At 41.0% G+C, this 25,394-nt stretch carries 30 protein-coding genes; 16 read left to right on the top strand and 14 right to left on the bottom strand.

Features of this window, described 5'->3' with window-relative positions; genetic code table 11:
* Positions 1-981, bottom strand: coding sequence for an NAD-dependent epimerase/dehydratase family protein (locus MTO98_RS01075; protein WP_243484751.1), 981 nt, complete (start codon positions 979-981; stop codon positions 1-3).
* Between the two features lie 133 nt (positions 982-1,114).
* On the opposite strand from MTO98_RS01075, the gene MTO98_RS01070 reads away from it, so the two are divergent.
* The 4 genes from MTO98_RS01070 to MTO98_RS01055 all read left to right on the top strand — a co-directional run bounded on the left by MTO98_RS01070 (position 1,115) and on the right by MTO98_RS01055 (position 3,798).
* Positions 1,115-1,477: a TM2 domain-containing protein gene (locus MTO98_RS01070; protein ID WP_243484749.1), complete on the top strand. Its 363-nt coding sequence runs from the start codon at positions 1,115-1,117 to the stop codon at positions 1,475-1,477.
* 32 nt (positions 1,478-1,509) lie between these two features.
* Positions 1,510-2,607: a Nif3-like dinuclear metal center hexameric protein gene (locus tag MTO98_RS01065; protein ID WP_243484747.1), complete on the top strand. Its 1,098-nt coding sequence runs from the start codon at positions 1,510-1,512 to the stop codon at positions 2,605-2,607.
* Positions 2,607-3,350 carry a zinc ribbon domain-containing protein gene (locus MTO98_RS01060; RefSeq protein WP_243484745.1) on the top strand — a complete coding sequence of 248 codons (744 nt, stop codon included), beginning with the start codon at positions 2,607-2,609 and terminating at the stop codon, positions 3,348-3,350. The genes MTO98_RS01065 and MTO98_RS01060 overlap by 1 nt, the downstream gene beginning before the upstream one ends.
* Positions 3,351-3,432: 82 nt before the next feature.
* Positions 3,433-3,798, top strand: coding sequence for a DUF2809 domain-containing protein (locus tag MTO98_RS01055; protein ID WP_243484743.1), 366 nt, complete (start codon positions 3,433-3,435; stop codon positions 3,796-3,798).
* A gap of 16 nt (positions 3,799-3,814) precedes the next feature.
* Here MTO98_RS01055 and MTO98_RS01050 read toward each other — a convergent pair whose 3' ends face one another.
* The 7 genes from MTO98_RS01050 to MTO98_RS01020 form a co-directional block, all read right to left on the bottom strand.
* A complete protein-coding gene (locus MTO98_RS01050; RefSeq protein WP_243484741.1) occupies positions 3,815-5,095 on the bottom strand; it encodes a hypothetical protein in 1,281 nt (426 codons plus the stop codon).
* Positions 5,095-5,541: a hypothetical protein gene (locus tag MTO98_RS01045; RefSeq protein WP_243484739.1), complete on the bottom strand. Its 447-nt coding sequence runs from the start codon at positions 5,539-5,541 to the stop codon at positions 5,095-5,097. Before MTO98_RS01045 ends, MTO98_RS01050 begins: the two co-directional genes overlap by 1 nt.
* 159 nt (positions 5,542-5,700) lie before the next feature.
* The gene (locus MTO98_RS01040; RefSeq protein WP_243484737.1) at positions 5,701-6,771 is read right to left on the bottom strand and encodes a PA0069 family radical SAM protein; all 1,071 of its coding nucleotides are present in this window, start codon (positions 6,769-6,771) and stop codon (positions 5,701-5,703) included.
* A 29-nt stretch (positions 6,772-6,800) separates the two neighbouring features.
* Entirely contained in the window at positions 6,801-7,442 is a 642-nt protein-coding gene (locus MTO98_RS01035; RefSeq protein WP_243484734.1) for a response regulator transcription factor, read from the bottom strand.
* A complete protein-coding gene (locus tag MTO98_RS01030; RefSeq protein ID WP_243484732.1) occupies positions 7,408-8,238 on the bottom strand; it encodes a sensor histidine kinase in 831 nt (276 codons plus the stop codon). Before MTO98_RS01030 ends, MTO98_RS01035 begins: the two co-directional genes overlap by 35 nt.
* Positions 8,205-8,858 (bottom strand): hypothetical protein, encoded by a 654-nt coding sequence (locus MTO98_RS01025; protein WP_243484730.1) that lies wholly within the window; start codon positions 8,856-8,858, stop codon positions 8,205-8,207. The genes MTO98_RS01030 and MTO98_RS01025 overlap by 34 nt, the downstream gene beginning before the upstream one ends.
* Before the next feature lie 47 nt (positions 8,859-8,905).
* Positions 8,906-9,277 (bottom strand): hypothetical protein, encoded by a 372-nt coding sequence (locus tag MTO98_RS01020; protein ID WP_243484727.1) that lies wholly within the window; start codon positions 9,275-9,277, stop codon positions 8,906-8,908.
* A gap of 151 nt (positions 9,278-9,428) precedes the next feature.
* Here MTO98_RS01020 and MTO98_RS01015 point away from each other — a divergent pair, with 151 nt between their 5' ends.
* Positions 9,429-10,514 carry a metallophosphoesterase gene (locus MTO98_RS01015; RefSeq protein ID WP_243484725.1) on the top strand — a complete coding sequence of 362 codons (1,086 nt, stop codon included), beginning with the start codon at positions 9,429-9,431 and terminating at the stop codon, positions 10,512-10,514.
* Between the two features lie 155 nt (positions 10,515-10,669).
* Here MTO98_RS01015 and MTO98_RS01010 read toward each other — a convergent pair whose 3' ends face one another.
* The 3 genes from MTO98_RS01010 to rsfS form a co-directional block, all read right to left on the bottom strand.
* Positions 10,670-11,308: an LUD domain-containing protein gene (locus MTO98_RS01010; RefSeq protein ID WP_243484723.1), complete on the bottom strand. Its 639-nt coding sequence runs from the start codon at positions 11,306-11,308 to the stop codon at positions 10,670-10,672.
* Positions 11,309-11,364: 56 nt separating this feature from the next.
* Positions 11,365-13,476, bottom strand: a complete 2,112-nt coding sequence (ftsH, locus tag MTO98_RS01005) for an ATP-dependent zinc metalloprotease FtsH (protein ID WP_243484721.1) — start codon at positions 13,474-13,476, stop codon at positions 11,365-11,367.
* A gap of 90 nt (positions 13,477-13,566) precedes the next feature.
* A complete protein-coding gene (rsfS, locus tag MTO98_RS01000; protein ID WP_110586341.1) occupies positions 13,567-13,941 on the bottom strand; it encodes a ribosome silencing factor in 375 nt (124 codons plus the stop codon).
* 47 nt (positions 13,942-13,988) lie between these two features.
* Here rsfS and MTO98_RS00995 point away from each other — a divergent pair, with 47 nt between their 5' ends.
* The 4 genes from MTO98_RS00995 (at position 13,989) to pfkA (ending at position 18,142) form a co-directional block, all read left to right on the top strand.
* Positions 13,989-14,762 carry a biotin--[acetyl-CoA-carboxylase] ligase gene (locus MTO98_RS00995; RefSeq protein ID WP_243484719.1) on the top strand — a complete coding sequence of 258 codons (774 nt, stop codon included), beginning with the start codon at positions 13,989-13,991 and terminating at the stop codon, positions 14,760-14,762.
* Positions 14,763-14,781: 19 nt separating this feature from the next.
* Entirely contained in the window at positions 14,782-15,234 is a 453-nt protein-coding gene (locus MTO98_RS00990; protein WP_121232447.1) for a protein-disulfide reductase DsbD domain-containing protein, read from the top strand.
* Positions 15,235-15,257: 23 nt separating this feature from the next.
* Positions 15,258-17,015 carry a protein-disulfide reductase DsbD gene (locus tag MTO98_RS00985; protein WP_243484717.1) on the top strand — a complete coding sequence of 586 codons (1,758 nt, stop codon included), beginning with the start codon at positions 15,258-15,260 and terminating at the stop codon, positions 17,013-17,015.
* A 146-nt stretch (positions 17,016-17,161) separates the two neighbouring features.
* Entirely contained in the window at positions 17,162-18,142 is a 981-nt protein-coding gene (pfkA, locus tag MTO98_RS00980; protein ID WP_243484715.1) for a 6-phosphofructokinase, read from the top strand.
* Between the two features lie 35 nt (positions 18,143-18,177).
* Here the strand turns inward: pfkA and MTO98_RS00975 are convergent, their stop codons facing one another.
* Together MTO98_RS00975 and MTO98_RS00970 are read right to left on the bottom strand one after the other, a co-directional pair.
* Positions 18,178-19,548 carry a PAS domain S-box protein gene (locus MTO98_RS00975; protein ID WP_243484713.1) on the bottom strand — a complete coding sequence of 457 codons (1,371 nt, stop codon included), beginning with the start codon at positions 19,546-19,548 and terminating at the stop codon, positions 18,178-18,180.
* A gap of 54 nt (positions 19,549-19,602) precedes the next feature.
* Positions 19,603-20,139, bottom strand: coding sequence for a 5'(3')-deoxyribonucleotidase (locus MTO98_RS00970; RefSeq protein ID WP_243484711.1), 537 nt, complete (start codon positions 20,137-20,139; stop codon positions 19,603-19,605).
* Between the two features lie 232 nt (positions 20,140-20,371).
* Between MTO98_RS00970 and MTO98_RS00965 the strand changes: the two genes are divergently transcribed.
* The 7 genes from MTO98_RS00965 to trmD all read left to right on the top strand — a co-directional run bounded on the left by MTO98_RS00965 (position 20,372) and on the right by trmD (position 24,070).
* On the top strand, positions 20,372-20,896 hold the full coding sequence (locus tag MTO98_RS00965) for a 30S ribosomal protein S16 (RefSeq protein ID WP_121232439.1): 525 nt from the start codon (positions 20,372-20,374) through the stop codon (positions 20,894-20,896).
* 76 nt (positions 20,897-20,972) lie between these two features.
* Positions 20,973-21,545 carry a ribosome maturation factor RimM gene (gene rimM / locus MTO98_RS00960; protein ID WP_243484709.1) on the top strand — a complete coding sequence of 191 codons (573 nt, stop codon included), beginning with the start codon at positions 20,973-20,975 and terminating at the stop codon, positions 21,543-21,545.
* 165 nt (positions 21,546-21,710) lie between these two features.
* The gene (locus MTO98_RS00955; RefSeq protein WP_243484707.1) at positions 21,711-22,148 is read left to right on the top strand and encodes a hypothetical protein; all 438 of its coding nucleotides are present in this window, start codon (positions 21,711-21,713) and stop codon (positions 22,146-22,148) included.
* Complete coding sequence (locus tag MTO98_RS00950; protein WP_091209995.1) at positions 22,145-22,345, top strand: helix-turn-helix transcriptional regulator; 201 nt, start codon at positions 22,145-22,147, stop codon at positions 22,343-22,345. Before MTO98_RS00955 ends, MTO98_RS00950 begins: the two co-directional genes overlap by 4 nt.
* A gap of 16 nt (positions 22,346-22,361) precedes the next feature.
* Positions 22,362-22,751 (top strand): VOC family protein, encoded by a 390-nt coding sequence (locus tag MTO98_RS00945; RefSeq protein WP_243484706.1) that lies wholly within the window; start codon positions 22,362-22,364, stop codon positions 22,749-22,751.
* A 160-nt stretch (positions 22,752-22,911) separates the two neighbouring features.
* A complete protein-coding gene (locus tag MTO98_RS00940; protein WP_243484703.1) occupies positions 22,912-23,283 on the top strand; it encodes a VOC family protein in 372 nt (123 codons plus the stop codon).
* Between the two features lie 106 nt (positions 23,284-23,389).
* Positions 23,390-24,070 (top strand): tRNA (guanosine(37)-N1)-methyltransferase TrmD, encoded by a 681-nt coding sequence (gene trmD, locus MTO98_RS00935; protein WP_243484701.1) that lies wholly within the window; start codon positions 23,390-23,392, stop codon positions 24,068-24,070.
* On the opposite strand, the gene MTO98_RS00930 is transcribed toward trmD, so the two are convergent.
* Complete coding sequence (locus MTO98_RS00930) at positions 24,067-25,350, bottom strand: hypothetical protein (RefSeq protein ID WP_243484699.1); 1,284 nt, start codon at positions 25,348-25,350, stop codon at positions 24,067-24,069. The genes trmD and MTO98_RS00930 overlap by 4 nt on opposite strands.
* Positions 25,351-25,394: the final 44 nt, after the last annotated feature.

Here is a 25,394-nt window from a genome sequence, read left to right as displayed (position 1 = left end):
TCAGGCTTGTTTAAGATAGTTAACCGTTTTATGCATTCCTTCGGCAAAGGGAGTTATCCGGTAGCCAAGCTGGGCTATGGCTTTGCCACTGCTATATTTTTGGTCATATTTCAATCGCTCTGCAAATTCGGGCAGGAAAAAGGGAGGCAAGCCGGTAAGTATTGTTTTCACCTTTTCAAAATGGCTGAAAAATTCAATCGCTTTTAAAGGCAGATGAATAAGGCGGTGCTGTTTACCGGATACATGGTGTACCATATCAAAAAAGTCATTGAAGCTGATATCCTCCCCGCCTAAAATATAGCGTTCACCACTTTGCCCCTTATCCATGGCCGCCATATGCCCGTCGATAACATCATTTAAAAAAGCATAATTGGCTACCTGTTTGCCACTGCCCGGAATAAAACGCCATTTACCCCGTAAATAGGCCGAAACCATTTTACCAACGGTATTACTTTCGGTAACCGGCCCTTCTCCGTACACACGCGATGGGTTTACAGTAACTACGTGCAGCCCCTGTTTTGCAAAGTCTTGTACCTCCAGTTCGGCCAGGTACTTGGTACGTTCATAAGCGATAGGGAAACCTGCAATCCGCGGATCGTTTTCATTCATGGGATGTTTAACTGTTGGGCCCCATACACCGCAGGTAGATGTGTAAACTATTTTCTGCACACCGGCACCGGCGGCAACCTCAAGTACATTACGGGTGCCTACAACGTTTGTTTCATAATAATCATCGGGATTACGGCACCACATTTTAGCCATGGCAGCTGTATGATAAACTTGCAGGCAGCCCCGCATTGCCCTGTCCAAGCTTTGCTTGTAAAGGATATTGCCTGTAACCGGCTCAATGTTTTTATGCTTTATTAAATACGGGTGACCGGTATTGCGGCATAGGGCTTTAACATCATAGCCCTGCATAGCCAAATGCAGGCTAAGTTGCCTGCCAATAAAACCTGTTGCGCCGGTTACTAAAACTTTCATACAGGTATTACAACCCGGTAAAGGTTTACCCCTATTTAACTGAAAGAAATTTTAAATCATTTTTTAACCTATAGTTTTAATGCGGTAAATATTTAAATTTGGATTATCGCTACAACAAAAGCCTTTACCAAACATGAACACATACCAGGATCCATACAATACTTTTGCAGGTTTTTCGCCTGAGGAACTCGGCTTTTTACAACATGCAACACCCGATCTGACTGAAAGCCAAAAAAAATACTTTTATATGGTTTACAGCAATAAGCGCAAAAACTCGCAGGATATATTGTTATTTACCCTGCTTGGCTTTGTTGGCTTCGCAGGTATACAGCGTTTTGTATTGGGCCAGGTAGGCATGGGCATCCTTTACTTTTTTACAGGAGGACTTTGTATTATAGGTACTATCGTGGATTTGATCAACAATAAGTCGATAACTTTGGAGTATAATAAGAATATGGCTTACGAAAGCTACCAGATGGCTAAAATGAGCAGCTAACTAACGCCATTATTTATTGCTATACTTGATTAATGAAATTATCAGCCCTAACCGCATACCTCGAAAGCCTCGCCCCGCTTAATTACCAGGAAGATTATGATAACTCAGGCCTTATAGTCGGCAATCCCGACCAGGAAATAAGCCAGGCATTGGTTTCGCTTGATTGTACCGAAGCGGTAGTTGATGAGGCCATTGCCACCGGTTGCCAGGTAATCATATCGCACCACCCCATAGTTTTTAAGGGGCTTAAAAAATTCAACGGTAAAACCTATGTGGAGCGAGTGGTTGAAAAAGCAATCCGGAAAGGGATCGCTATATACGCCATTCACACCAACCTGGATAGCATGATGACTGGGGTTAACGCCCGCATTTGCGAAACTTTAGGTTTAAAGAACAGCCGCATATTGCTGCCTAAACATAACCTGATCAAAAAACTGGTTACCTACGTTCCTCTAAGCCATGCCGATGCTGTGCGCGACGCATTGTTCAATGCAGGGGCGGGCAACATTGGCAATTACAGCGAAACCAGTTTTAACGCCGAGGGCACCGGAACATTTAAGGGCAATGAAGCCGCTAATCCTTATGTTGGCGAAGTTGGCAAACGCCACAAGGAAAATGAGGTGCGTATTGAAACCGTATATCCTGCCAACCTGGAAAGCAAGATCCTGATGGCCCTGATACTGGCCCATCCTTACGAAGAGGTTGCTTACGACCTTTATAATTTAACCAATCAGCACCAGCAGGTAGGCTCGGGCATGATAGGCGAACTGGAAATGCCGCTTAATGAGGAAAGTTTCCTGTTTCATGTAAAGGACAAAATGCGCACGCACGTGATCAGGCATACTAAATTAATAGGTAAACACGTTAAAAAAGTAGCTGTTTGTGGTGGCTCGGGAGGCTTTTTATTGAAGCACGCCATAGCTGCCGGAGCCGATGTTTTTATCACAGCCGATTACAAGTATCACGAGTTTTTTGATGCCGAAGGAAAGATAGTTATTGCAGATATCGGACACTTTGAAAGTGAACAATTTACGCAGCAATTATTGTATGAAATAATTAGAAAAAAATTCCCTATCTTTGCCGTCCGTTTAACAGAAGTAAATACAAACCCCGTCAAATATTTTATTTAATGGAACAAACCGTAGAACAAAAGCTTAAAGCTTTATACGAGCTACAAACTATCCACACCAAAATTGATAGGATCCGCCAGGTAAGAGGCGAATTGCCAATGGAAGTTGCCGACCTTGAGGACGACGTTGCAGGCCTTGAAACCCGCATCCAGAAGATCAAAGGTGAACTTGACGATGTGGAAGATGACATAGTTACCCGTAAAAACCTGATCAAAGAAGCTCAGGCAAACATCAAAAAATACGAAGGCCAGCTTAACGAGGTTAAAAACAACCGCGAATATGATGCTATCTCAAAAGAAATTGAGATCCAGGGCTTAGATATACAGGTGAGCGAAAAGAAGATCCGTGAATACGGCTTCGAGATCACCAACAAAACACAGGTTTACGAAAAAGCACTTGCCGACCTGGAAGCCCGTCAGGCCGACCTTGACGCTAAGAAAGAAGAATTAGGCACCATTACTGCCGAAACTGAAAAAGAAGAAACCGAATTGAATGCACAAGCTGCAAAAGCTACTCAAAACATTGAAGAGCGTTTGTTAACTGCTTACACCCGTCTGCGTCAAAACGCTAAAAACGGATTAGCAGTAGTAACTATCCAGCGTGATTCATGTTCTGGTTGCTTTAACCAGATCCCGCCTCAGCGCCAGTCAGACATCCGTCAGCGTAAAAAGATCATCGTTTGCGAGCATTGCGGACGTATCCTTGTTGACGAGCAAATGGCTTTGGAGGCTGAAGAAGCATAAGCAACCATTTATAAAATTAAATATATCAAAGGCACCCGGTGGGTGCCTTTTTTGTTGTATTTATTTAGCCGATATTTATTTCATGGCTAAAACCCGCATCACTTACTTTGTTTTAATAATACTAACCATTATCCTCGGTCTGCTATCCCGGCATTTTAAGTTTATCCCCCTATTTATTGGCGATATTTTATGGGCTACTATGGTTTACTTTATCATGCGGTTCCTTTTTATTGCTAAATCCGTCAAGTTCAATGTTATTGCAGCTTTGATATTTTGCTTTGCGATAGAGTTTAGCCAGCTTTATAAAGCGCCCTGGATAAATGAATTACGGCATACGCTTTTCGGCAGGCTTGTTTTAGGAGAGGGCTTTTTGTGGAGCGATTTATTGTGCTATGTTATTGGGGTGGGGATAGGGGTTTGGGTTGAATTAAAAAACAACTATAATTAAATTATCGAGTAGTTTTTTAGAGATAACATTCCAACTTTTTATACACCCCATTTATTTTAGTAGCGATACCCTTGACATCAACTACTTTATCTTCATCTAAACTTTTAGTAAAAATCGAATTAGTCAACTCTTGATCTCCTCTATCAATATTTAGCCTCACATTGCTATAGTCTTCCCCATTATAGTAAAGTCTCGCACAACCTTTTCCCGTATATCGATTAAGCTGATAAACCAAAATTCTATAATCGCTCTGTTGCCCATCTGTGACCACTTCCCGATCTCCCAACAATAACAATTCATCCTGCACTAATAGTTTAGATTGGATAGAACTTTTGTAATCTTGAGTGAGTATTCCAATACTGGAAAAATCGTTTTGATTATCATAACTCCCAACTTCTATAGAATTAAAGCTCTCGTTTATTTTTAAATATTCTGTTATTTCTGAGAGTTTATTGGCAGAGTTATTTATATTTTCGATTAATCTATCGGATATGGTTGAACTTGGGCGAATATTGCTATTTTCATAAACCGTCAACAAGCTCTGCCTTAACGCTTGGAATTTTTCTGAATTTTCGGAATATAATTGAAGAAATTCATCCGTTTCATTTGGGAGCGTATACGCGACATAATTCAGAAAGCTATTTATAAACTCAGTCAATTTCCTCTGATCAATTGGAAACAAGCTAACTTGGCGATCAGACTCGAATTCAATATCAAAATTAAGTCTATAACTTCCTAATACGGATGGTTGAGAATAAATACGAGGAGACAGAGAAAGACTCCCCAAAGCTTCGAGAGATTCCTCCAAATAGGAATAAATTCTTTGACTAACACCACTTACATCGCTAACTAACGCTTTGTGCAAGTCCGCTAATTTCCCTTTTAGACTGAATCCAAAATTTAATGATGATGAAAGTTGCTGCTTCGGGATAAACGAATCTGCACTCGGCAGATATTCCAATGGTATTTCTGACAGTGGCAAATAATATGTCTCTAAAACAATATCATTTATGTCTTTATCAATTACATAAATCTGATCAACTTCATTTATGATCTGGAGATAAGATTTTGTTCTGTTAAAAAAATCAGAATATTGCTTATCATCTACTATTATAACAATATATCTAAAATAATCATTTTCGTAATCTTCATAAGAAAATGACCCTATTAATTTGTTCGAGTATCTGTTCGTTCCCGAAAAAAGAATGGGGTACTCGTCAAAATGAAGCACTTTATAATTATCGCTAATTATCGGAAATGATGAAGTAACCCTTCGTTGTTTGTCGATTTGAAACATTACTCTACAATTAATGGTACCATTTCAACTAATGAAAGTCTCTCTACCGAAAAATCATCATTCTTATAAAAATCATAATGAAATTCGTTATAACCATTCTTTTGATCGGGAGTGTGTTTTACTAAACCACAACCTGGTTGAAACTTTATAACGCACAAATTATTTTTTGACTTTGGGCTAAATGACAGGGTTTGCAAATATCTTTCTTTAAGCTGAGCCGAACTATATTCGTTCCACAGTTCAATTGAAACTCCGTGATAACCACATACTTCGCCGCAATTGTTTTTATCTTCAGGAATCTTACCTCTTTCAATATGATTTCTAAAATCCGCATTGTTAAGATTTTCTGACCGTCTCACTTTCCTAACGAACATATCTGTAGTATTTTCGTTTGACTTTGTAAAACAATCACATTCTGTATTGTTGGAGATTTTGGTGAAATTCATTTAAATAAAAGTTAGGCTCAGGACTTTGATCTTACGTTATTTAGCAATAGTAAATTAAAAAAATAAATAAATCAAATTAGCTTACTATCAAACGCAAAATATTAAAACCATAAATAAACTCCTCCCATTCATATTAAAACCATAAATAAACTCCCCCACTCAAAACATACTCGTCTGTTTCCCTTTCCTCGGCACAAATAAACTGTAGTCATATTCCGGCATCTGCCTGTCGCCTATAAAGCGTTTACAAGCCATTTTAAACATTTGGTGAATAGATTCGGCTATTTTACCGTCGCCACTCATCCTGCGGCCGTAATCGCTGTCATTTAAGTTGCCATCATGTGTAGAGCGGATCATGTTTAGCACCTTTTCGGCGCGATCGGGAAATGCTTTATAGATCCAGTCGCTAAAGATTTCGGCTATACTACCGTTGAGGCGCACCATGGTAAAGCCAGCGGCTAATGCACCTCTATCAGCTGCAGCTTTGATGATATTGGGCACTTCATTACTGTTTAACCCGGGAATAATAGGTGCAGCCATTACCCGCACCGGGATACCGCGTTCAGATAGCTTTTGCACAACAGCCAGCCTGCCTGTTGCCGTTACTGTACGTGGTTCCAGTTTTTGCCTAAGCTGTTCGTTGAGGGAAGTGATGGATACATTAACATGCACCAGGTTCAGTTTGGCCATATCTGCAAGCAGGTCGATATCGCGCAGGATCACATTATTTTTGGTGATGATACTCACCGGGTTTTTATATTTCCAGAACATTTCCAGCAGTCCCTGGGTTATTTTCAAACTACGTTCAATAGGTTGGTAACAATCGGTATTGCCGGATAGCATGATGCAAACCGGCTTATAATTTTTTTTGTTGAAATATTGCTCAAGCAACTCGGGGGCATTGGGTTTAATAATGATCTTCCGCTCAAAATCAAGCCCTGCACTAAAGCCGTAATATTCATGACTGTTACGGGCGTAGCAGTAAATACAGCCATGCTCACACCCCTGATAGGGGTTTATGGAGTACATATGGCTTAAGTCGGGACTGTTTGATTCGCTGACTATTTTTTTGGGTGTCTCTTCAAAAAGCTGCGTATTGGTATTTTCAAGCAGGGCTTCATCAATACCCTCAATATGATCAAGTACATACTTGTTTTTCAGAAACTTATTATGCGTATTTACCTGTGCGCCGCGTCCCTTAAAAAATTCCGGATTTTCCTCATGTGACATTGAACAAATTTGCTAAATTTATTAGCAAATTACAATTCAATCAATTTATTTTTTATACTGTACAAAACCAGTCCTACACGGCTTTTGATCTGGAGTTTTTCAAAAAGCTGATCCCTGTAGCTATCAACGGTGCGTACACTGATATTCATGGCTTCGGCAATTTCTTTGTAGGTAAGCTCGGTACCCGTAAAACGCAAAAATTCAATTTCGCGCGGATTGAGCTTTATGTTTTCTAACTTACTATTAAAGTTGGTGATCAGGTGGCGGGTCACAAACTCCGGATAATAAAGTTCTCCCTGCGATACTTTCAAAAGGGCATCTTCAACCTCATGCGGTTCCGAATCCTTAAGCAGGTAGCCTTTTACCCCCATTTTTACCATGAGCAATACCTTTTCGGCATCCTCAAACATGGATAATATGATGATCTTTACTTTAGGGTATTTGACCTTGAGTATCTGGGTAGCCTCAACGCCGTCCATTACAGGCATGCTGATATCCAGCAATATAATATCCGGAATTATGCCTTTGCTTATGGTATCAATCAGTTCCAGTCCGTTAGCAGCCTCAAATAATATATTGTATTTTTTAAAGTTGGCAACAAGAGCCGCCATACCACTCCTGAAGAGTTTGTGGTCATCAATTAAGGCTATTTGAATGGGTTCCTTTAGCATGAATTTGTTGTACCAGGGGATTGAACGACAATTTTATCTGGCAACCCTTACCAGGCGAGCTGGTAATAATTACGTCTGCGCCTACTAAAGCTGCCCTGTTTTCAATGTTCCGCAATCCCGAACCGCCCTTATTATCAACCTTTTCGGTATTGAAACCAGCACCATCATCTTCGATGAGCAAATTAAACATTTGTGCAGTATAATACAAACCGATTTTAAGGTTAGCTGCCTTAGCGTATTTCAGGGTATTATTTACCGCCTCCTGAAATATCCGGAATATCACCAGTTCGCGCTGTTCACCCATGCTGTAAACATCGCCCTCAACGGTAAAAATTGCATTAATAATGCCGCTGCGGGTTAAACGCTCTGTTTCGGCCTCAAGTATCTTTATCAGGCCTTGTGAGCTGATATGCTCAAAGCTCATGCTTTTTGAAAGATTTCTTAAATCATTTATAGTTTGCGAAATCAACTCGCGATTTTCGTTCACCCGGCCTTTCTTTTCGTCATCGAGACTATTGTTCAACAAGCCGAGATTAAGCTTAACAAATGACAAAACCTGGGTAATATTATCATGGATCTCGCGGCTTATGTCATTGAGGGTTTGCTCCTGGATCTCTATCTGGGTTTTGAGCATCTCCTGTTTAAAGGAGGCTTTCAGATTTTCGCGCTCAAGCAGGTTCTTGTTCTGCTTTTTCTGATACATGAGCATAAAGCTAACCATGAACACGCCCAGCAAAAGCAGCAGCGCGGTGCCGGCAATGATTATGAGGATAAACTGTTCTTCCTGAAAAAGCATATAAAGGAGAATGAAAATAAACCGTTTATTATCAACGAATTGAGATCAAGCAATGTTGCTGCTATCAGATAAAAGTGATAGTTATTTTTATACACCATAAAACTAAAGCATGAGTAATAAAAAGTCATTGCCAAATAGTAAAAGAAAATCCCGGTTACCGCCAAAAAAGGCGGATATGTCATCAGTTCTATATACTCCTCATTATCATCATTTAATAATCTGTAGTAATAACTACAAATGAGCCAAAGACCAAATAAATTTTGTGTCACTATTGCTATGGTTGCCCTTTTCCAAAAACCCTGAATCCAAAATATATCGATAACGGAGAGTACGATAATGATACCGGCAACTATATACATATGCTTTTTACGCTTAGCTCGTTTTTCAAATGACATGATAAACGTTGCGTAACAAATAAACTCCAATATATCCTCGAAATTATTGCACCAGGCGTTGGTATGCCTTATAATAAGCAGCTGAAATACCGGCGGAAAATTATAAACTACACCGAAAGCTAAAAAGGGCAAAAACCATTTAAAATTTTGGTCGAGCGATTTGTATGTGAAGATGCAGCATACAAAAGCTGCGATAAACGTCACATAATAAAGGGAATCAAGCATGAATGCTAAAATAATATATAATAGCATTCATGTGGCTTACAAATTTATTACGATTTACACATCGGAGGGCAATCCTTGGTTGGTTTTGCGGCCGCAAGCCCTGTTAAGGCCAGGTTGGCAACTACATCTGATTGTATGGCATCAATATGCTGATCAGGGCCTTTTCCGGCAACGGTACCAACTATGGCAATCGATGTTTGATGCGGGGCCACCTTATGGTCTGCATCGTGTACTCCAAAATGTATCCTTACCCCTGTGGCTTCCGATGGCAAATTGCCGATAAATTCTTTCAGTTTATCGATCGGGATCCACGTTGATTCCGTGTCGTCAACTCCATGATGATTGTCAATTATCGCTTTACGGGTACTTTTGTACCGTGCTACCATTTCCCTGGCAGTTTTTAAGTCAATAGGTTCCATATAATTTCGGGCGCTTTAAATCAGGCCTCCAATCTAACTAATTATCATAAAACAACCTATCCGTTATTTCACTGAATTACATCCCGTTTAAACACCGTAAAACCAATTAGTAAACAGCAACACAATACGTTATGTTGTATGTTAAAAAGCCATGCGTAAGTTTCTACAAAAGCTGTTAACCCAACCCGTTGCCAGGCTGGCGGATAGATTATCCTCAAGGCCCGACAAAAAAAGAGTTAACAGATCATTAAACCGTTTATATAAAAGGCTGCTAACAGGATCAGGCAAAAAAGGCCTTATAATACCCTTTGATGCAGGGAAAGACAAATTTATTATCCTGTCCGATCAGCATAAGGGTGCACGGGATGATATGGATATCTTTGCCCTTGCCGAAAGAAACTATCTTACAGCGCTTGACTATTATGACAGTAAGCACTTTTTCTACATTAACCTTGGCGATAGCGAAGAGCTTTGGGAAAACCTGTTTATCACTATAAAAAAGCATAACAAAGCTACATTTGAAAGTGAAAAGCGGTTCATACAACGTAAAGCATTCATGAAAATTTTCGGCAATCATGACCTTTACTGGGACAATGATCCCTTAGCGGCGGTTGGCTTGAAGCAAATTTATGACGAAGTGATCAAAATATATGAGGGAGCCGTTTTGCAAACTCAAATTAATGGCAAGCCATTAAATATTTTTATGACACATGGCCACCAGGGCGACTTGCAAAGCGACGGCAACTGGTTCAGCAAGTGGTTTGTATCCGATATCTGGGCGCCTTTCCAGGCTTATCTTAAAGTTAACCCCAATACACCTGCCAATAATGACTTGTTCAAAACAGATCATAACCGTATTATGTATGAATGGAGCCAAAAACAAAAAAACACGCTGCTGATAACCGGGCATACACATCAGCCTGTATTCAGATCGTTAACCCACCTCGAAAAACTGTATAACGATATTGCTAAAGCAAGAAAAGCGGGAGACGATAAGCTGGCCGACGAACTAAATAAACAAATAGTTAACAGGCAAATAAAAGGGGATATGGCAGCTGATTTTAGTGTTTGCGACCCCAGCTATTTCAACAGCGGTTGTTGCTGCTATGATGACGGCGACATAACAGGTATCGAGATAGCAGACGGCCAGATCCGCCTGATCAAATGGGAATACAACGCATTAAACCAAAGCGAAAGGATAATATTGGAAGAGTGCGGATTGGAAGAACTGTTGTAAGGACGGGGTGAAAGGATAAAGGTGAAAGGTAAAAGGTAAAAGGCGAAAGGTAAAAGGATAAAGGTAAAAATCAAGCTAATCTTCAAATCCTAAAAATCACAGTTCAAAAAAATCAACGAAATCAACGAAATCAACGAAATCAAAAAAATCAACGGTTATCCTTCCATCATAAAAACAAAAAGCTCCTTGGGCCCGTGGGCACCCAACACCAATGTCTTTTCAATATCGGCTGTACGGCTTGGGCCCGTTACCGTACTGATCATGGATGGCAGCTGATTGCCATATTTAGCTTTAATAAGCTTAAAGCCGTCTTTCAAATCCATTACCATTTGTGAAGTGTAGGCCAGCACAATATGCACCGATGGGTAGATGCTTAGTCTGCGGCCTGCCATGTTTCCGTTTGAGAGTAAAATGCTGCCGTTACGGGCAATTAAAGCTTCACAAAGGGTAAAACCCACTTCGGCCTGTTCAAAGTCTTTATCGGTTTCGTAATGGGGGTATTCAAACTGGTTTAAGATCTCCTGCAGTTTGGGCTCCCAGCAGTAAATTTTATGCCATTTGCGTTCTTCGGCAAGGGTTAGCAGGTTTTCAATAAACTGCAGCTCATCTTCACAAAAAACAAACTGACCTGCTACATTGGTAAACTGCTCGGCAAATATCACCTCCGGCATTTCTTCGGTGGCAGGATAAAGGGGCAGGTCTTCCAGTTGAGGGTACGGGTTATCCCTTTTCTCCAAAAGCGCTTTCCTGATTTTTTTAAGCAGTTTTTCTTTTGATGTGGTGATATCCCTCATGGCTAAAAAAGAAAAGCCACCAGCTTTGCCGGTGGCTTTGTATTATAATTTAAAAATTAAAGTTTTGGATCTTCGCTATCTATTCTTGAAAGTTCAGGATTGGTCAGCGTATCTGGAATGGCATTGTTATCCACATCCGGGTTTAACGCTGCCTCACCATTCACAAACTTGTCATAAGTTGTACGCTCATCAAACGGACGCTTGCCCAGTATCTCCTCAAGGTCACTTTGGAAGAGAACTTCTTTTTCCAACAGTTTTTGAGCAATGCTTTCCAAACCTTCACGCTTTAAGTTAAGCAGGTCTTTGGTTTTTTGATAAACCACATCAACCAGCTTACGTACTTCGTTATCTATCATTTCGGCGGTAGTATCTGAGTAAGGTTTGTTAAACTGATACTCGCCCTGCGGATCATAGAATGATACGTTACCTACATTACCGTTCATACCATAAATTTTGGTCATGGCATAAGCAAGTTTGGTAATGCGCTCCAGATCGCTCAGTGCACCTGTAGAGATTTTACCGAAAACAATATCCTCAGCAACACGACCGCCCATTGATACGCTCATTTCATCAAGCAATTGCTCAGTGGTATACAAAAACTGCTCTTTTGGCAGATATTGGGCATAACCCAGCGCTGCAACACCACGCGGAACAATGGATACCTTAACCAATGGATCGGCATGTTCCAGGAACCAGCCTGCAATAGCGTGACCGGCTTCGTGATATGCAACAATGCGTTTTTCTTCGGGAGAGATGATCTTGTTCTTTTTCTCCAAACCGCCGATAACGCGGTCGATAGCATCCTGGAAATCGGTCATATCAACCGACTCTTTATTTTTACGGGCGGCAATCAGCGCGGCCTCGTTACAAACGTTAGCAATTTCGGCACCTGCAAAACCCGGAGTTTGAGCCGATAATTTTTTGGCATCAACACCATCAGATAATTTGATAGGCTTCAGGTGAACTTTAAAGATCTGCTCACGACCGATCAAATCTGGTTTATCGATAGATACCTGCCTGTCGAAACGTCCCGGACGCAATAAAGCTGAGTCCAATACATCCGGACGGTTAGTTGCAGCTAAGATGATGATACCCGAATCTGTACCGAAACCATCCATCTCAACCAATAACTGGTTCAGGGTGTTTTCACGTTCGTCGTTACCACCTACTATATTGTTTTTGCCACGGGCACGGCCGATAGCATCAATCTCATCAATAAAGATGATACAAGGCGCTTTGTCTTTTGCCTGGCGAAACAAGTCACGTACACGTGATGCACCCACACCAACAAACATCTCCACAAAGTCAGATCCTGACAGGGAGAAGAAAGGTACCTGCGCCTCGCCGGCAACAGCTTTGGCAAGCAAGGTTTTACCTGTACCCGGTGATCCTACAAGCAGCGCGCCTTTAGGAATTTTACCACCCAGGTTAGTATATTTTTTAGGATTTTTAAGGAAATCCACAATCTCCATTACCTCTTGTTTGGCTTCTTCCAAACCGGCAACATCATTAAATGTAACGGTTACCTGGGCTTCTTTATCAAACAGGGTAGCTTTTGATTTACCAATATTGAAGATCTGGCCACCCGGACCACCACCCGAGCCACCGCTCATGCGGCGCATAATAAAGATCCACACACCGGCAAACAATATCACCATGATAACGCCCTGTACCAGCCAGTTTGATAACAGGCTTTCATGTCCCTGCTCAAATTGCAACGATACTTTTTGATCATCAGGTACATCTTTCTGAGCATCAGCGATAGACTTTTTCAGGCTCTCGTATGATGCATCGGTAAAAGTAAACTGCGGTCCGCTGCTAGTATTTGTGTTGAAAAAGCTTTTTTCTTTTGAGATGTTATTAGCAAAATAAGGTTTTGCCAAACTTTGTTGTTTAATATAAACATCGGCCATTACCAAATCGCCGCTTTTGTAAGCCACAATTTTTTGAACATCATTGGTACGAAGCATATTGGCTTCAAACTCCTGGAAAGTAACCGGTTTGCCCGATCCGCCGTTCAACAAGGCCGGGATCAGTAAAAAAGCCAGGATAACAATACCATATAACCACATGATATTGAACTTTGGCGGTTTTGGAGAGGGCTTCTTGTTCACAATTTTTCGGATAGGTCTTGGATTTTCTGATTTAGAATCTTTAATATCTTTCATTTCTTTTAACGAGCTCAAACTTACAATCTATAATTTAAATTTTACGCGGTAACAGTAAGACTATGCGTTGAGCCTTTTTGTGACGGATGTTTATGCACTTTTATAATATTTAATATCTGCATCGCCCCACAAATCTTCCACTCCATAAAACTCACGTTTATCGGTCCTGAAAACATGGATCACAACATCCACATAATCAAGCAGTATCCACTCGCCATACTCAAGACCCTCTTTGCGCCAGGGCTCGGTTTGGGTGGCTTTGAAAATTTCATCCTCAATGCTATTTGCAATAGCTTTTACCTGTGTTGACGAATCAGCATGGCAGATCACGAAATAATCTGATACCGAACTGAATATATTACGAAGGTCTAACCTTATAATATCATTGCCTTTTTTCTCCTGGATACCATGTATTGCCAGCTCTGAAATATAGGCAGATTCACTTAACACTTTGTTTTTTACCATCAAAAAGAATTAGTTTTGAACGTTTTTGAGTATAAAATTATTACACTTTGCAAAATAACATATTTTCAGGATTATTTGTTGGTCAAAATTTAGTAACAATTAAACAAGTTGACTCAACAAATAGTTTTCTTAAAAATCTACTGTCAAATTCCAAGCCAGTACCCGAAGGTACGGTCATTATGGCAGAAGAGCAATATGCCGGCCGCGGCCAGCAACAAAACACCTGGCACAGCGAACCCGGAAAAAACCTTACTTTCAGCCTTTTATTAAAGCCTCATTTTTTACCTGTTGGCGATCAGTTTGACTTGAACCGCGCTGCAAGTTTAGGTGTATATGATGCCTTGCAGCCCATTTTAGGCGACCAGCTAAAAATAAAATGGCCAAACGATATTTATTATGGCGACAGGAAACTTGGCGGCATGCTCATTGAAAACACCATACAAGGCGGGCAGCTTAAAGACGCTGTTATTGGCATAGGATTGAACATAAACCAGGAAAATTTTCCGTCGGGGGCTTCAAATGCAACCTCTGTCAAACAAATCTTACAAAAGGATTATGATTTAACACTGTTATTATCGGAAATTTGCAAATACATTGAGGTATACTATCTTAAACTGAAGGCCGGACAAATTGATTTTGTAAGGAACGCTTACTTAAGCCGGTTATACTGGTTAAACGAGTTGAAAAACTTTGAGTCAGATAAAGGAGTATTTAATGGTACTGTAAAAAATGTACAGCCAAACGGCTTACTGGTTATTGAAGATACTAAGGGCGAACAACTTGAGTTTAACCTTAAAGAATTGAAATTTTTAAACAAATAATAAAAACTACAAAACACAAATGAAGAAACTATTGGTATTGGTAACCGCGCTTATTATCAGCGCCGGCGCTTACGCTCAAATCGAATCGCCGGTAAGGTGGTCATACGCGGCAAAAAAGGTAAATGACAAAGAAGCTGTGGTATTTTTAAAAGCAACCATACAAAACGGCTGGCACATTTATTCACAAACCGTAAAAGACGGCGGCCCAATAAAAACCTCATTTGATTTTACCCCATCAAAATTATATGCCGCCGTTGGCAAAACTACCGAGCCAACTCCTGTAACCAAATACGAAAAATCATTCAGCATGAATGTAAGCTATTTTGAAAAGGAAGTTGTTTTTAGCCAAAAAATCAGTTTAAAATCGCCCAAAGCAACAGCAGTTACAGGCAAGTTAACTTACATGACCTGTAACGATATGAAATGCCTGCCACCAGAAGATGTTGATTTCACTATCCCTTTAGGTAAATAATTCAGCACACCTTAACAGTAGTCATGAAATTATTAAATAAAGGTGCTTACCTGCGCACCGGGCTTATCGCATTAGTTACGCTCATCATCCTTAACATAGCCGGAGCAAATCCTGTTTATGCTTTGCAAAAAAAAGCGGCCGATACATCGGTATCAGCTGCCGATGTTACATTTACAGATATACCAACCGCTGCTGATAGCATAGCCATCAGGAAAAAGCAAGCCGATTCGGTTAAAAAGGCGGAAGCGGCAAAGGCATCAAAAGCAACACCTGCCACTTCAAAAACAGCAGAAAAGCCAAAATCACTCTGGCAGATCTTTATTGAAGGCTTGTTAGGTGGCTTCACTGCAGTAATTCTGCCTTGTATCTATCCATTGCTGCCTTTAACAGTAAGCTTTTTTACCAAAAAAAGCGGCAGCAAAAGCAAAGCGGTCATGCAATCGCTTATCTATGGTGTATCAATCATTGTAATTTATGTTACACTGGGTTTGCTGATCTCCATTATTTTTGGTTCAGACGCACTTAATGAACTGGCTACAAACGGCATATTTAATATTTTCTTCTTCCTGTTGCTCATTGTATTCGGCATTTCCTTTTTGGGTGCATTTGAAATTGTGCTGCCAAGTAAGCTGGCCAATAAGCTGGATGAAAATTCAGATAAAGGTGGCCTTGCGGGCATATTTTTTATGGCGGCAACACTTGTTGTGGTTTCTTTCTCCTGCACAGGCCCTATCATAGGTACACTGCTGGTAGATGCTGCATCAAAAGGCGACCGCCTTGGCCCGGCAATGGGCATGTTCGGCTTTTCGCTGGCCCTGGCTTTACCATTTACAATATTTGCGTTATTTCCTTCGGCACTGAAAACCCTGCCAAAATCGGGCGGATGGCTTAATAGTGTTAAAGTTGTATTGGGTTTCCTTGAGCTTGCATTTGCGTTGAAGTTTTTATCCAATGTAGATCTGGCCTATCACTGGAACTGGTTTGACCGTGAGATCTTTTTATCACTATGGATAGCCATTGGTTTAATGATCGGGCTTTACCTGATCGGTAAGATCAAATTCTCGCATGATAGTGATGTAAAATACCTTACAATTCCACGCACCTTCCTGGCTATAATTGTATTTGCGTTTGTTATTTACATGATCCCCGGTTTGTGGGGTGCGCCGTTAAAATCAATTAGCGCGTTTTTACCTCCAGAGGCTACGCAGGATTTTAATCTTTCAAGTATTCCGGATGGTTCAGGTGCGGCGTCAGCCGCCCCGGCTGCTGCAATACCGGCAAGCATTGGCGAGCGCAAATATGCTGCAAACTATACCCGTATTAAAACCAAAGGGCTGGATGCATGGTATGATTATGACCAGGCACTTCAAGTTTCAAAAGCATTGCACAAACCGATATTAATTGACTTTACCGGCTTTAACTGTGTTAACTGCCGTAAAATGGAAGCCAATGTATGGTCAGATCCGCAGGTATTTAGCCGTATTAAAAATGATTTTGTGCTGCTTCAACTGGTTGTTGACGATAAAGCAGAGTTACCTGTTGCAGAACATTTTGTATCAGATTACAGCGGCAAAAAGATCACTACACTCGGCGGCAAATGGAGCAATTTGGAAGCGCAACGGTTCAACTCCAATTCGCAGCCATTATATGTGATGCTTGACAGTGATGGCAACTTATTAAAGGATGCTTCAGGAGCTGAAATACCAACATCGCCGGCTAATTATGACATATCCAGCTACCTTAAATTTTTAGACAGTGGCATAGCTGCTTACAAAAAATAGAGACCGGGTTAAAAAAATAAGTGTAAATTCGCGCAAAATTCAAATTCCGCGTTTTATTGGTTAGCCGCGGGGTTTAAATAACTAACAATATTTATAACCCTAATTAGTTATGAATAGGTTGGCCTGTTCATAACCAAAACAAAAAAATGACTCAGATCAAAAATATCGGCGTTTTTACTTCAGGTGGTGATGCACCCGGCATGAATGCTGCCATAAGGGCGGTTGTACGCGCCGCGATGTATTACGGAATTGAAGTCACGGGTATTCGTCGTGGTTATGACGGTATGGGCAAAGGTGATTTTTTCACCATGAACCGTAAATCCGTTTCAAATATTATTCAGCGTGGTGGCACTATACTTAAAACCGCAAGGTGTGATGAGTTCAGAACCCCCGAAGGCCGCAAAATTGCTTATGAGCAACTGGTAAAAAACAAGGTTGATGCATTAGTGGCCATTGGCGGCGACGGTACATTTACCGGCGCTAAAGTTTTCGGCAGCGAATATGATATTCCGGTAGTTGGTTTGCCTGGCACTATTGATAACGATTTGGTTGGTACAGATTTTACCATTGGATATGATACTGCCATTAATACTGTTGTTGATGCCGTTGACAAGATCAGGGATACTGCCGAATCACACGACAGGTTATTTATTGTTGAAGTAATGGGCCGCGACTCGGGCCTGATCGCTTTACGTACTGGTATTGCTACCGGTGCCGAAGCTATCCTGATCCCCGAAAGTAAAACCGGACTTGAAGGTTTATTTAACCGCCTTGAGTTTGGCCGTAAAGATAAAACATCGCGTATTGTAATTGTTGCCGAAGGCGATGACACAGCTGGCGGTGCATTTGAAGTTGGCCGTTTGGTACAGGAAAAATTCCCTAATTACGATACCCGCATCTCTATTTTAGGCCACATACAACGTGGCGGCGCGCCAAGCTGCATGGATAGGGTATTGGCAAGCCGTGTTGGTGCTGCTGCTGTTGAAGCCTTGAGAGACGGGCACCGCAACGAAATGATTGGCCTCATCAATGGAGAAATTGCTTATACACCATTTGAGCATGCTATTAAACACCACCAGGGCATCGATCCAAATATGATTAAACTGGTTGAAATGCTTTCTATGTAATTTTAGCTAAAACGATAAATAAAACAGCCCGTGCCTTAAACAGTGCGGGCTGTTTTGCTTGGCAGGGTACTGTCAACAACAAGCCTTATAGCCGTGTCTATTTCGGCGCTCACTGTAAACAGGTGCGCTATGATCTCTTTGTTTTCGGGGTTAAAAAAATCCTCGCGATCCATTAAGCTAATAAGCCCCAGCATACTTGCAACCGGCCGGCGCAACTCATGCGAACTTAAAGAAGCAATGTTTCTCAAACGGTCGTTCTGGCTAACAAGTTCCTTTTGTATTTTGAGCGTATCGGTAATATTATGACCAAAGCATCCTGCACCAATAATATCCCCTGCAGCGGTATATATAGGATTGAAATTAACCTCAAAATATAAACGTTGGCCGCTTATCGGATCGGTGCTTTCGCTAACTATAGCATAGCGTTCGCCATTTAAAGCCCGGTTGTAATACACGGTCCAGTCGTCAATGATCTGTTTACTAAACCCCTTATGCTTGTAGGCATACTGGCCTTTATAAGGCTTCACGCCTGTTAAATAAGTTACCTGCTCAACATAAGCCTGGTTCATGTATAAATAGCGATGGTCTTTGTCAACCGACCAGATATGGTCACGGGTATTATTGATCAGTGCTTCAAGGCTGTCTTTTATTTGCAAGGCTTCTTCGCGCATTTGCATTTGCTGGGTAATATCCCTGCCTATACCCTGTATTTCAACTACCGCTCCGCCATCATCAGTTATGGATACAAATTCCCATTCGGTGTCATGAAGTGCGCCATCTTTAGCGGGCTTTTTGTGTACAAGCCTGATGATCTTCCCGGGGTTATTAATGCAGTTTATAAAAGCCTCCTCACACAGGTGGGCTTCCTGGGGGATAGTTGTTTTTGAAAAATGATGCCCAATGATCTCTGCCTCGTCATAACCAAAGGTTTTTAAAAACCGGCTGTTAACAAAAGTAAAATTGCCGTTAATATCTATCCTGACCAGGAAATTGGTTTGCGAATCAATAAGCGAATTGAGGAACTGCTCGCGCGGCCCGGGCTTACCCTGCAAAACTGGGTCCTGAACAAATGCGGGGCCGGCGGTAATGTTACTTATTATAATTTTATGGCCGGTAAGCCCATCAATTGCAAGCATCCGTTTTTCAGTTAGCTGCTTCTGGCTTGCCTCAAGGCGATACGCCAGGTGAACCGCCCCATCCACTGAAAGCCCTTCTGTAAGCTGCCTTATATCGGCAAGCATTTCAGGCTTTACTAAGCCATTCAGAAAATTTGTGTTATGACGCAGATGATCAGCATCAACGTCAAAAAGGTCATAAAAATTTTCGCTTACAAACAGGTATCTCTGTTCATCAATATCAAAAACAATTGCGCAATTTTTGTTTGCAGCAGGGTTTGGGTTAAACATGTAAACAAGCCGTAATTATTTAAAGGTATAGCTATTTATATGATAAACAAACAGCTACAATAATTTTTCGGCAACCTCTTTCCAGGTATTTACCCGTTCGTAATCGGTAAGCAGCATGTTATGCGGAGAAGTGTAAAGAATTTTCCGGCCGTTAAATGTTGTAAAATTTTTAATACGGTCGTCAATCATGATATCTACATCTAAAATCTTGTGCCCGCAAAAAATGATGTTCGTCCACGAAATGAAAGGAAAATGCTCTTCAAGCCATTCCTGCTTATCTTCTAACGAATATTTAAATTCCATAGCTGCAGATGCTACGTATACATCATATTTTTCATGCAGGGCTTTTACTACCTCCTGCGCATCGGGCATTACGGGTATATCCCTGAAAAAGCCGCGTTCGTTAATATAAACGCGCAGGGTTTCACTTAAATGCGGCGGCAGGATCTCCCTGAATTCCTTACCCTCCATATTGCCGAGGCTAATTTCTTCATTATGCCTCTCTTTATACATGCTGATGAACTTGCCAATGGTATCGGCCATAACTTCATCCATATCAATAGCTATCCGTGTTTTTCTGTTGATGCTCATGGCAGGTAAGTTCCGATTTTTTTAAATTACTGCAATGTTAAGTTTAAAAAAAGCACCTGAAACCTACAATTAATTACACAAAAACAACCACTCACCTAATCAACCCAATCAACCACTCACCTAAAAGTTAAATAATTAATTATCAGCTATTTTAAATTGCAATAAAAATTAATACCTTTGCATCCCCGCAGAAAGAACTCCGGGGATAATGTTGAATACATAAAAATTTACAATGGCAACTAAGATCAGACTACAAAGACACGGTAAAAAAGGCAAACCTTTTTATTACATCGTGGTAGCAGACTCACGCGCTCCACGTGATGGACGCTTCATTGAGCGTTTAGGTTCATACAACCCAAACACTAACCCAGCAACTATTGACATCAATTTCGACAAAACTTTAGATTGGGTTAACAACGGTGCCCAGCCTACAGATACTTGTCGTGCTATCCTTTCATACAAAGGCGTGCTGTACAAAAAACACTTACAAGGTGGTGTTAAAAAAGGTGCTTTAACCGAAGAGCAACTGGAAACTAAATTTGCTGAATGGCTTGACCAAAAAGACAGCAAAATCACCGGTAAAAAAACCAGCCTTAACGTTGCTAAAGACGAAGCCCGCAAAGCTGCTTTAGCTGCTGAAGCTAAAAAGAGCGAAGAAAAAGCTGCTGCTATTGCTGCTAAAAACGCTCCTGTTGCCGAAGAAACTGAAGCTCCTGCAGAAGATGCAGCAACTGAAGAAGCTGAAAGCGCAGAATAATTATTTGATTAAGCGTACTGAACGCAAGAAAACATTTTATCTTGAATCTTTACGTTTGATTTCTTAAATCCGAATAATGGCGAAGCAAACAGCTTCGCCATTATTGTTTAACTCATTTTATATGAAAGCTGAAGATCATTTCAGGATAGGTACAGTTTTAAAAACCAAAGGCCTGAAAGGCGAATTGCAGATCTACGTTGATTTTGATGGTATTGAAGATATTAAGTTCAATGCCTTATTTATTGATATCGCCGGGAAGATGATCCCTTACTTTGTATCATCTATCAAATATCTGCAAAAAAACAATGCCTACCTTAACCTTGAAGATGTTGATACTATTGAAAAAGCCTCGGCACTGGTTAAGCGGGACATTTATCTGCCCGGCAAGCTAAAGCCCAAAAAGAAAAAAAACGAGTTTACATTAAATGATGTAGAAGGTTTTATAGCTATTGACGAAACCCACGGCGAACTGGGCGAAATATTATCGGTACAGGAATACCCTCAACAACTGATCGCAACAGTTCAGTATAAAAACAAAGAGGTACTTTTCCCCCTTAACTTAGAGATCATAAAAGGTATTGATGTTGAAGGCGGTGAAATTTATATCGATTTGCCGGAAGGACTGCTGGATATTTATTTAGAAGGATAGCTTTATAGATGCAAGACTTTTAGAATAAAGAAACAAGACTTTTTAACCCAATGCCCGTGTCCTCACGGGCATTTTTTATTGGGTAAGATTTCAAAAAATATTTTGTCAAATATATTTGACATTTGTAAAGTTTGCTTTACTTTTGGTAAGCCAAACTTTACAATCATGAAATCACGCTTCTTATTCCCGCACTGGTTCAGGTACCTGGGGTTCGCACTTTTCCTGATCCATATCCCCATTGTGCTATTTAAAAAAGAAATGGGCTTCAGCATGCATGGCGAGCCGGTAAGCGATGATCTGTTTAACAGCCATCACATTTTTTTCATGACCACCACTTTGCTCATGGCTATAGGTCTGTTTTTCATCGCCTTCGCCAAAGAACGCATTGAGGACGAACAGATCTTTCAGCTCAGGCTCGACTCATTGCAATGGGCTATTTATGTAAATTATATACTTTTGGTGGTGAGTTTAATATTAAGTAAAGACACCGAACATATCTTGTTTTTAAATTTGCTGGTACCGCTTGTATTTTTCATTGTACGCTTCAGGTGGAAGATTTTTCAGAACAACCGCCTCATCAATAAGGAAGAGGGGCAGGTATGAAAAATAACATCCGGGTTGAGCGCGCCATCAAAAACATAACACAGGCCGAGCTTGCAGAACTTATCGGGGTATCGCGGCAAACTATCAACACCATCGAGAGCAACCGGTACGTGCCATCTACTGTACTGGCTTTAAAAATAGCCCGCGTATTTGGCAAACCTGTTGAAGACATTTTTTCGTTAGACGACGAGGATTAACCAAACCAATATAATCATGGCAACAAAACCAACTTTCGCGCCGCAGTTAGCCATTCCGCATGGTGTAACCGATATCAGCTTTTACATTAAAGCTTTGGGCGCGGTCGAGCTCAGGCGCTTCAGCAATGATGATGGCAGTATTCATGTATCCGAACTTTCGATAGATGGAACCATTTTTCACCTGCATGAGGAAACTGAACGAACGGCTGTGCTTTGCCCCGATACCATAAAGGGCACCAGTGTAACCATTGGCCTTTTTGTTGATGATGTGCATGCGGTGATGGAACAGGCCAAACAAGCCGGCGCAAAGATAGCCTCTGAAGTAACAGACTGGGACTATGGCTACCGCCAGGGTGATTTTGTTGATCCTTTCGGGCATAGATGGATGATTGAAAAGGCGATATAATACAGCACTTATAAAACATGTCATTGCGAGCGCAGCGCGGCAATCTCGTAGCTAATGCATGGTCGATATGCATGGCTACGGGATTGCTTCGTCGTACCTCCTCGCAATGACATAATTTTTTAATATTTTTCTTATAGCACAACTTTAACCACTTTACCCCATGGCAAAGCAACCCACCTACGGCAACGGCAAAATATGTTATATCGAGATCCCGGCCAACGATATCAGTGTATCATCAAAGTTTTTTGAAACTGTTTTCGGATGGCATATCCGCACCAATAATGAAGGTTTTGCCTCATTTGATGACGGTGTGGGCGAGGTAAGCGGTACGTGGGTAACCGGCCGCAAACCAATGGTCAAAGCCGGCTTACTGATCTCCATTATGGTTGATGACGCCGAGGCAACAATTAAACTAATAGAAGCCAACGGCGGAACGATCGTTCAACCAATAGGCAAAGATCTCCCGGAAATCACCGCGCACTTTACCGATCCGGCCGGTAATTTATGGGGGATCTATCAGCATAGAGGATAAACTAAGAATCAAGAAAGCAAGATGTAGGAGTCAAGACGATTTCGGGGACAGCACATTTTTCAGTAATCTTGCATCCTGATTCTTTTATCCTGAGTCTGAATAAAGTATGCGTTTCGATATCATCTCTGTTTTGCCCGGTTTGCTTGAAAGCCCTTTTGCACACTCTATTTTGCAGCGTGCGCAAAAAAAAGGAATTTCTGAAATTGTAGTCCATAACCTGAGGGATTATGCCACAAATAAGCAAAAAAGCGTAGATGATTACCCTTACGGCGGCGGCAGCGGCATGGTGATGACCATTCCACCGTTTGCAGCCTGTATTGAAAAACTGAAATCGGAACGTGATTATGACGAGATCATCTTCATGTCGCCCGATGGTGAAACGCTGAACCAGGCTATCGCCAATCAGCTTTCTATCAAAAAAAATATCATTATTCTTTGCGGTCACTATAAAGGCATCGATCAGCGCATCAGGGACATTTATGTCACCCGCGAGATCTCGATAGGCGATTACGTACTTTCGGGCGGAGAACTGCCCGCAGCCGTACTGGTTGATGCTGTGGTAAGGCTTATCCCCGGTGTATTGAGCGATGAAACATCGGCCCTGTCTGATTCTTTCCAGGACGACCTCCTGGACGCCCCGGTTTACACGCGTCCGGCCGACTGGAATGGCCACAAGGTACCCGATATTCTTTTAGGTGGTAATACCCCCGAAATTGAAAAATGGCGTCACGAACAGGCATTAGAACGAACCAAAGCCCGGCGGCCCGACCTTTTGGATAAAGACTAAGCAACCCCCTCTTTAAACTTAAGGCTCATTTTAGGAAGTTTATCAATAGTACAAGCTATCCAAAAAAGCAATATTGGCACTACAACATCCAACTGCCTTACATAAGCGCTTACAAGGCCGCTGAGCAAAAAATAAACGGCAAACAACAGCGTTGTTAACATAACCGGATAGATGATCTTTTTCCGGTTAATTATACTTATGATTAAGCAGATAACGGAAGTCCACAAAAGCAGCGACCCGGTAATAATGTTACTTATTGTTTGTGTAACCTGGTAAGTATATGAATAAGGAAAATCAAAAAGCATCCGCGAGATGTTATAAAGGTAATTCTTTACAAATTTTTTAGGTGCAGCTTTAATATTCCTGATTGCTGCTTTTTTAAAAAGTTCATCCTGCTCAACACCATGATGTGCCATGATAAAAGATACTTCCCTGGCATGATTTGCCTGCAGTATCGAATCGCCTTCGGTTGATTTAAATGGCATCGGTAGTATCGAGTTTGACAGATATGAAACTTTCCAGTCACCATATTCCAGATCATACGGCGAGCTCATCCAATACAAGCTCATCCCTCCCGAATTTCCCCAGTAAAAAATCTTCCCTGTAAGATGCTGGGTATAACAAAGGTAAGGCACAGTAGTAAGCAAGGCTATACCAAAAATATAAACTGCCCTGATACAAGATGCCCTTATTGTTTTTACGACGCTTAACAGCAAGCATATTATCAAACATAGCAATATCACATAACCAAACATGATTTTGGTTAATGCCAGGAAACCGATCAGAAAACCCGAAAGGATAAGATGTACTGTTTTACGTTTAACATAATACAAGGTGATGCTGTATACTATACTCACTACCAAAAATGAAGTAAAAACCTCGGTATAAATAGCAGGTAAAAACTGGTAAAGATTAATATAAAATGCCCATATAATGGCAAATAGCATAGCCAGCTTTTCCTTAACCAAATAGCGCAGCGCCTGATATAAAAATACTACCGAAAGGTAAAAGAATAGTGCGTTTAATAAAGGATACCAAATAATTGGCAAATGCAATGCTGCACAAGGCATAAGCGCAATTGGGTAACCCGGACCATTCCATAAATCAATATTAGGCGGAGGAGGCGAATAAAAGCCATGAATTAAGTTAGATGCAAACGTTACATACCTGGGCTCATCGCCATATAATACGGGATATTTAAATTTTAATACACGATAAACATAATAAATCAGGAAAGGCGAAAACAGGAAATAAGGGTTTTGCTTTAAATTAAAACGCATACAATATGGAATATATCAATAATACCAATTTATGGCCTATCTGC

The organism is Mucilaginibacter sp. SMC90 (assembly GCF_022811725.1).
In the GTDB taxonomy this organism is placed as follows: Bacteria; Bacteroidota; Bacteroidia; order Sphingobacteriales; family Sphingobacteriaceae; genus Mucilaginibacter.
Note: the sequence above shows the minus strand (reverse complement) of the source record. Positions and strands in the feature narration are given on the sequence as shown.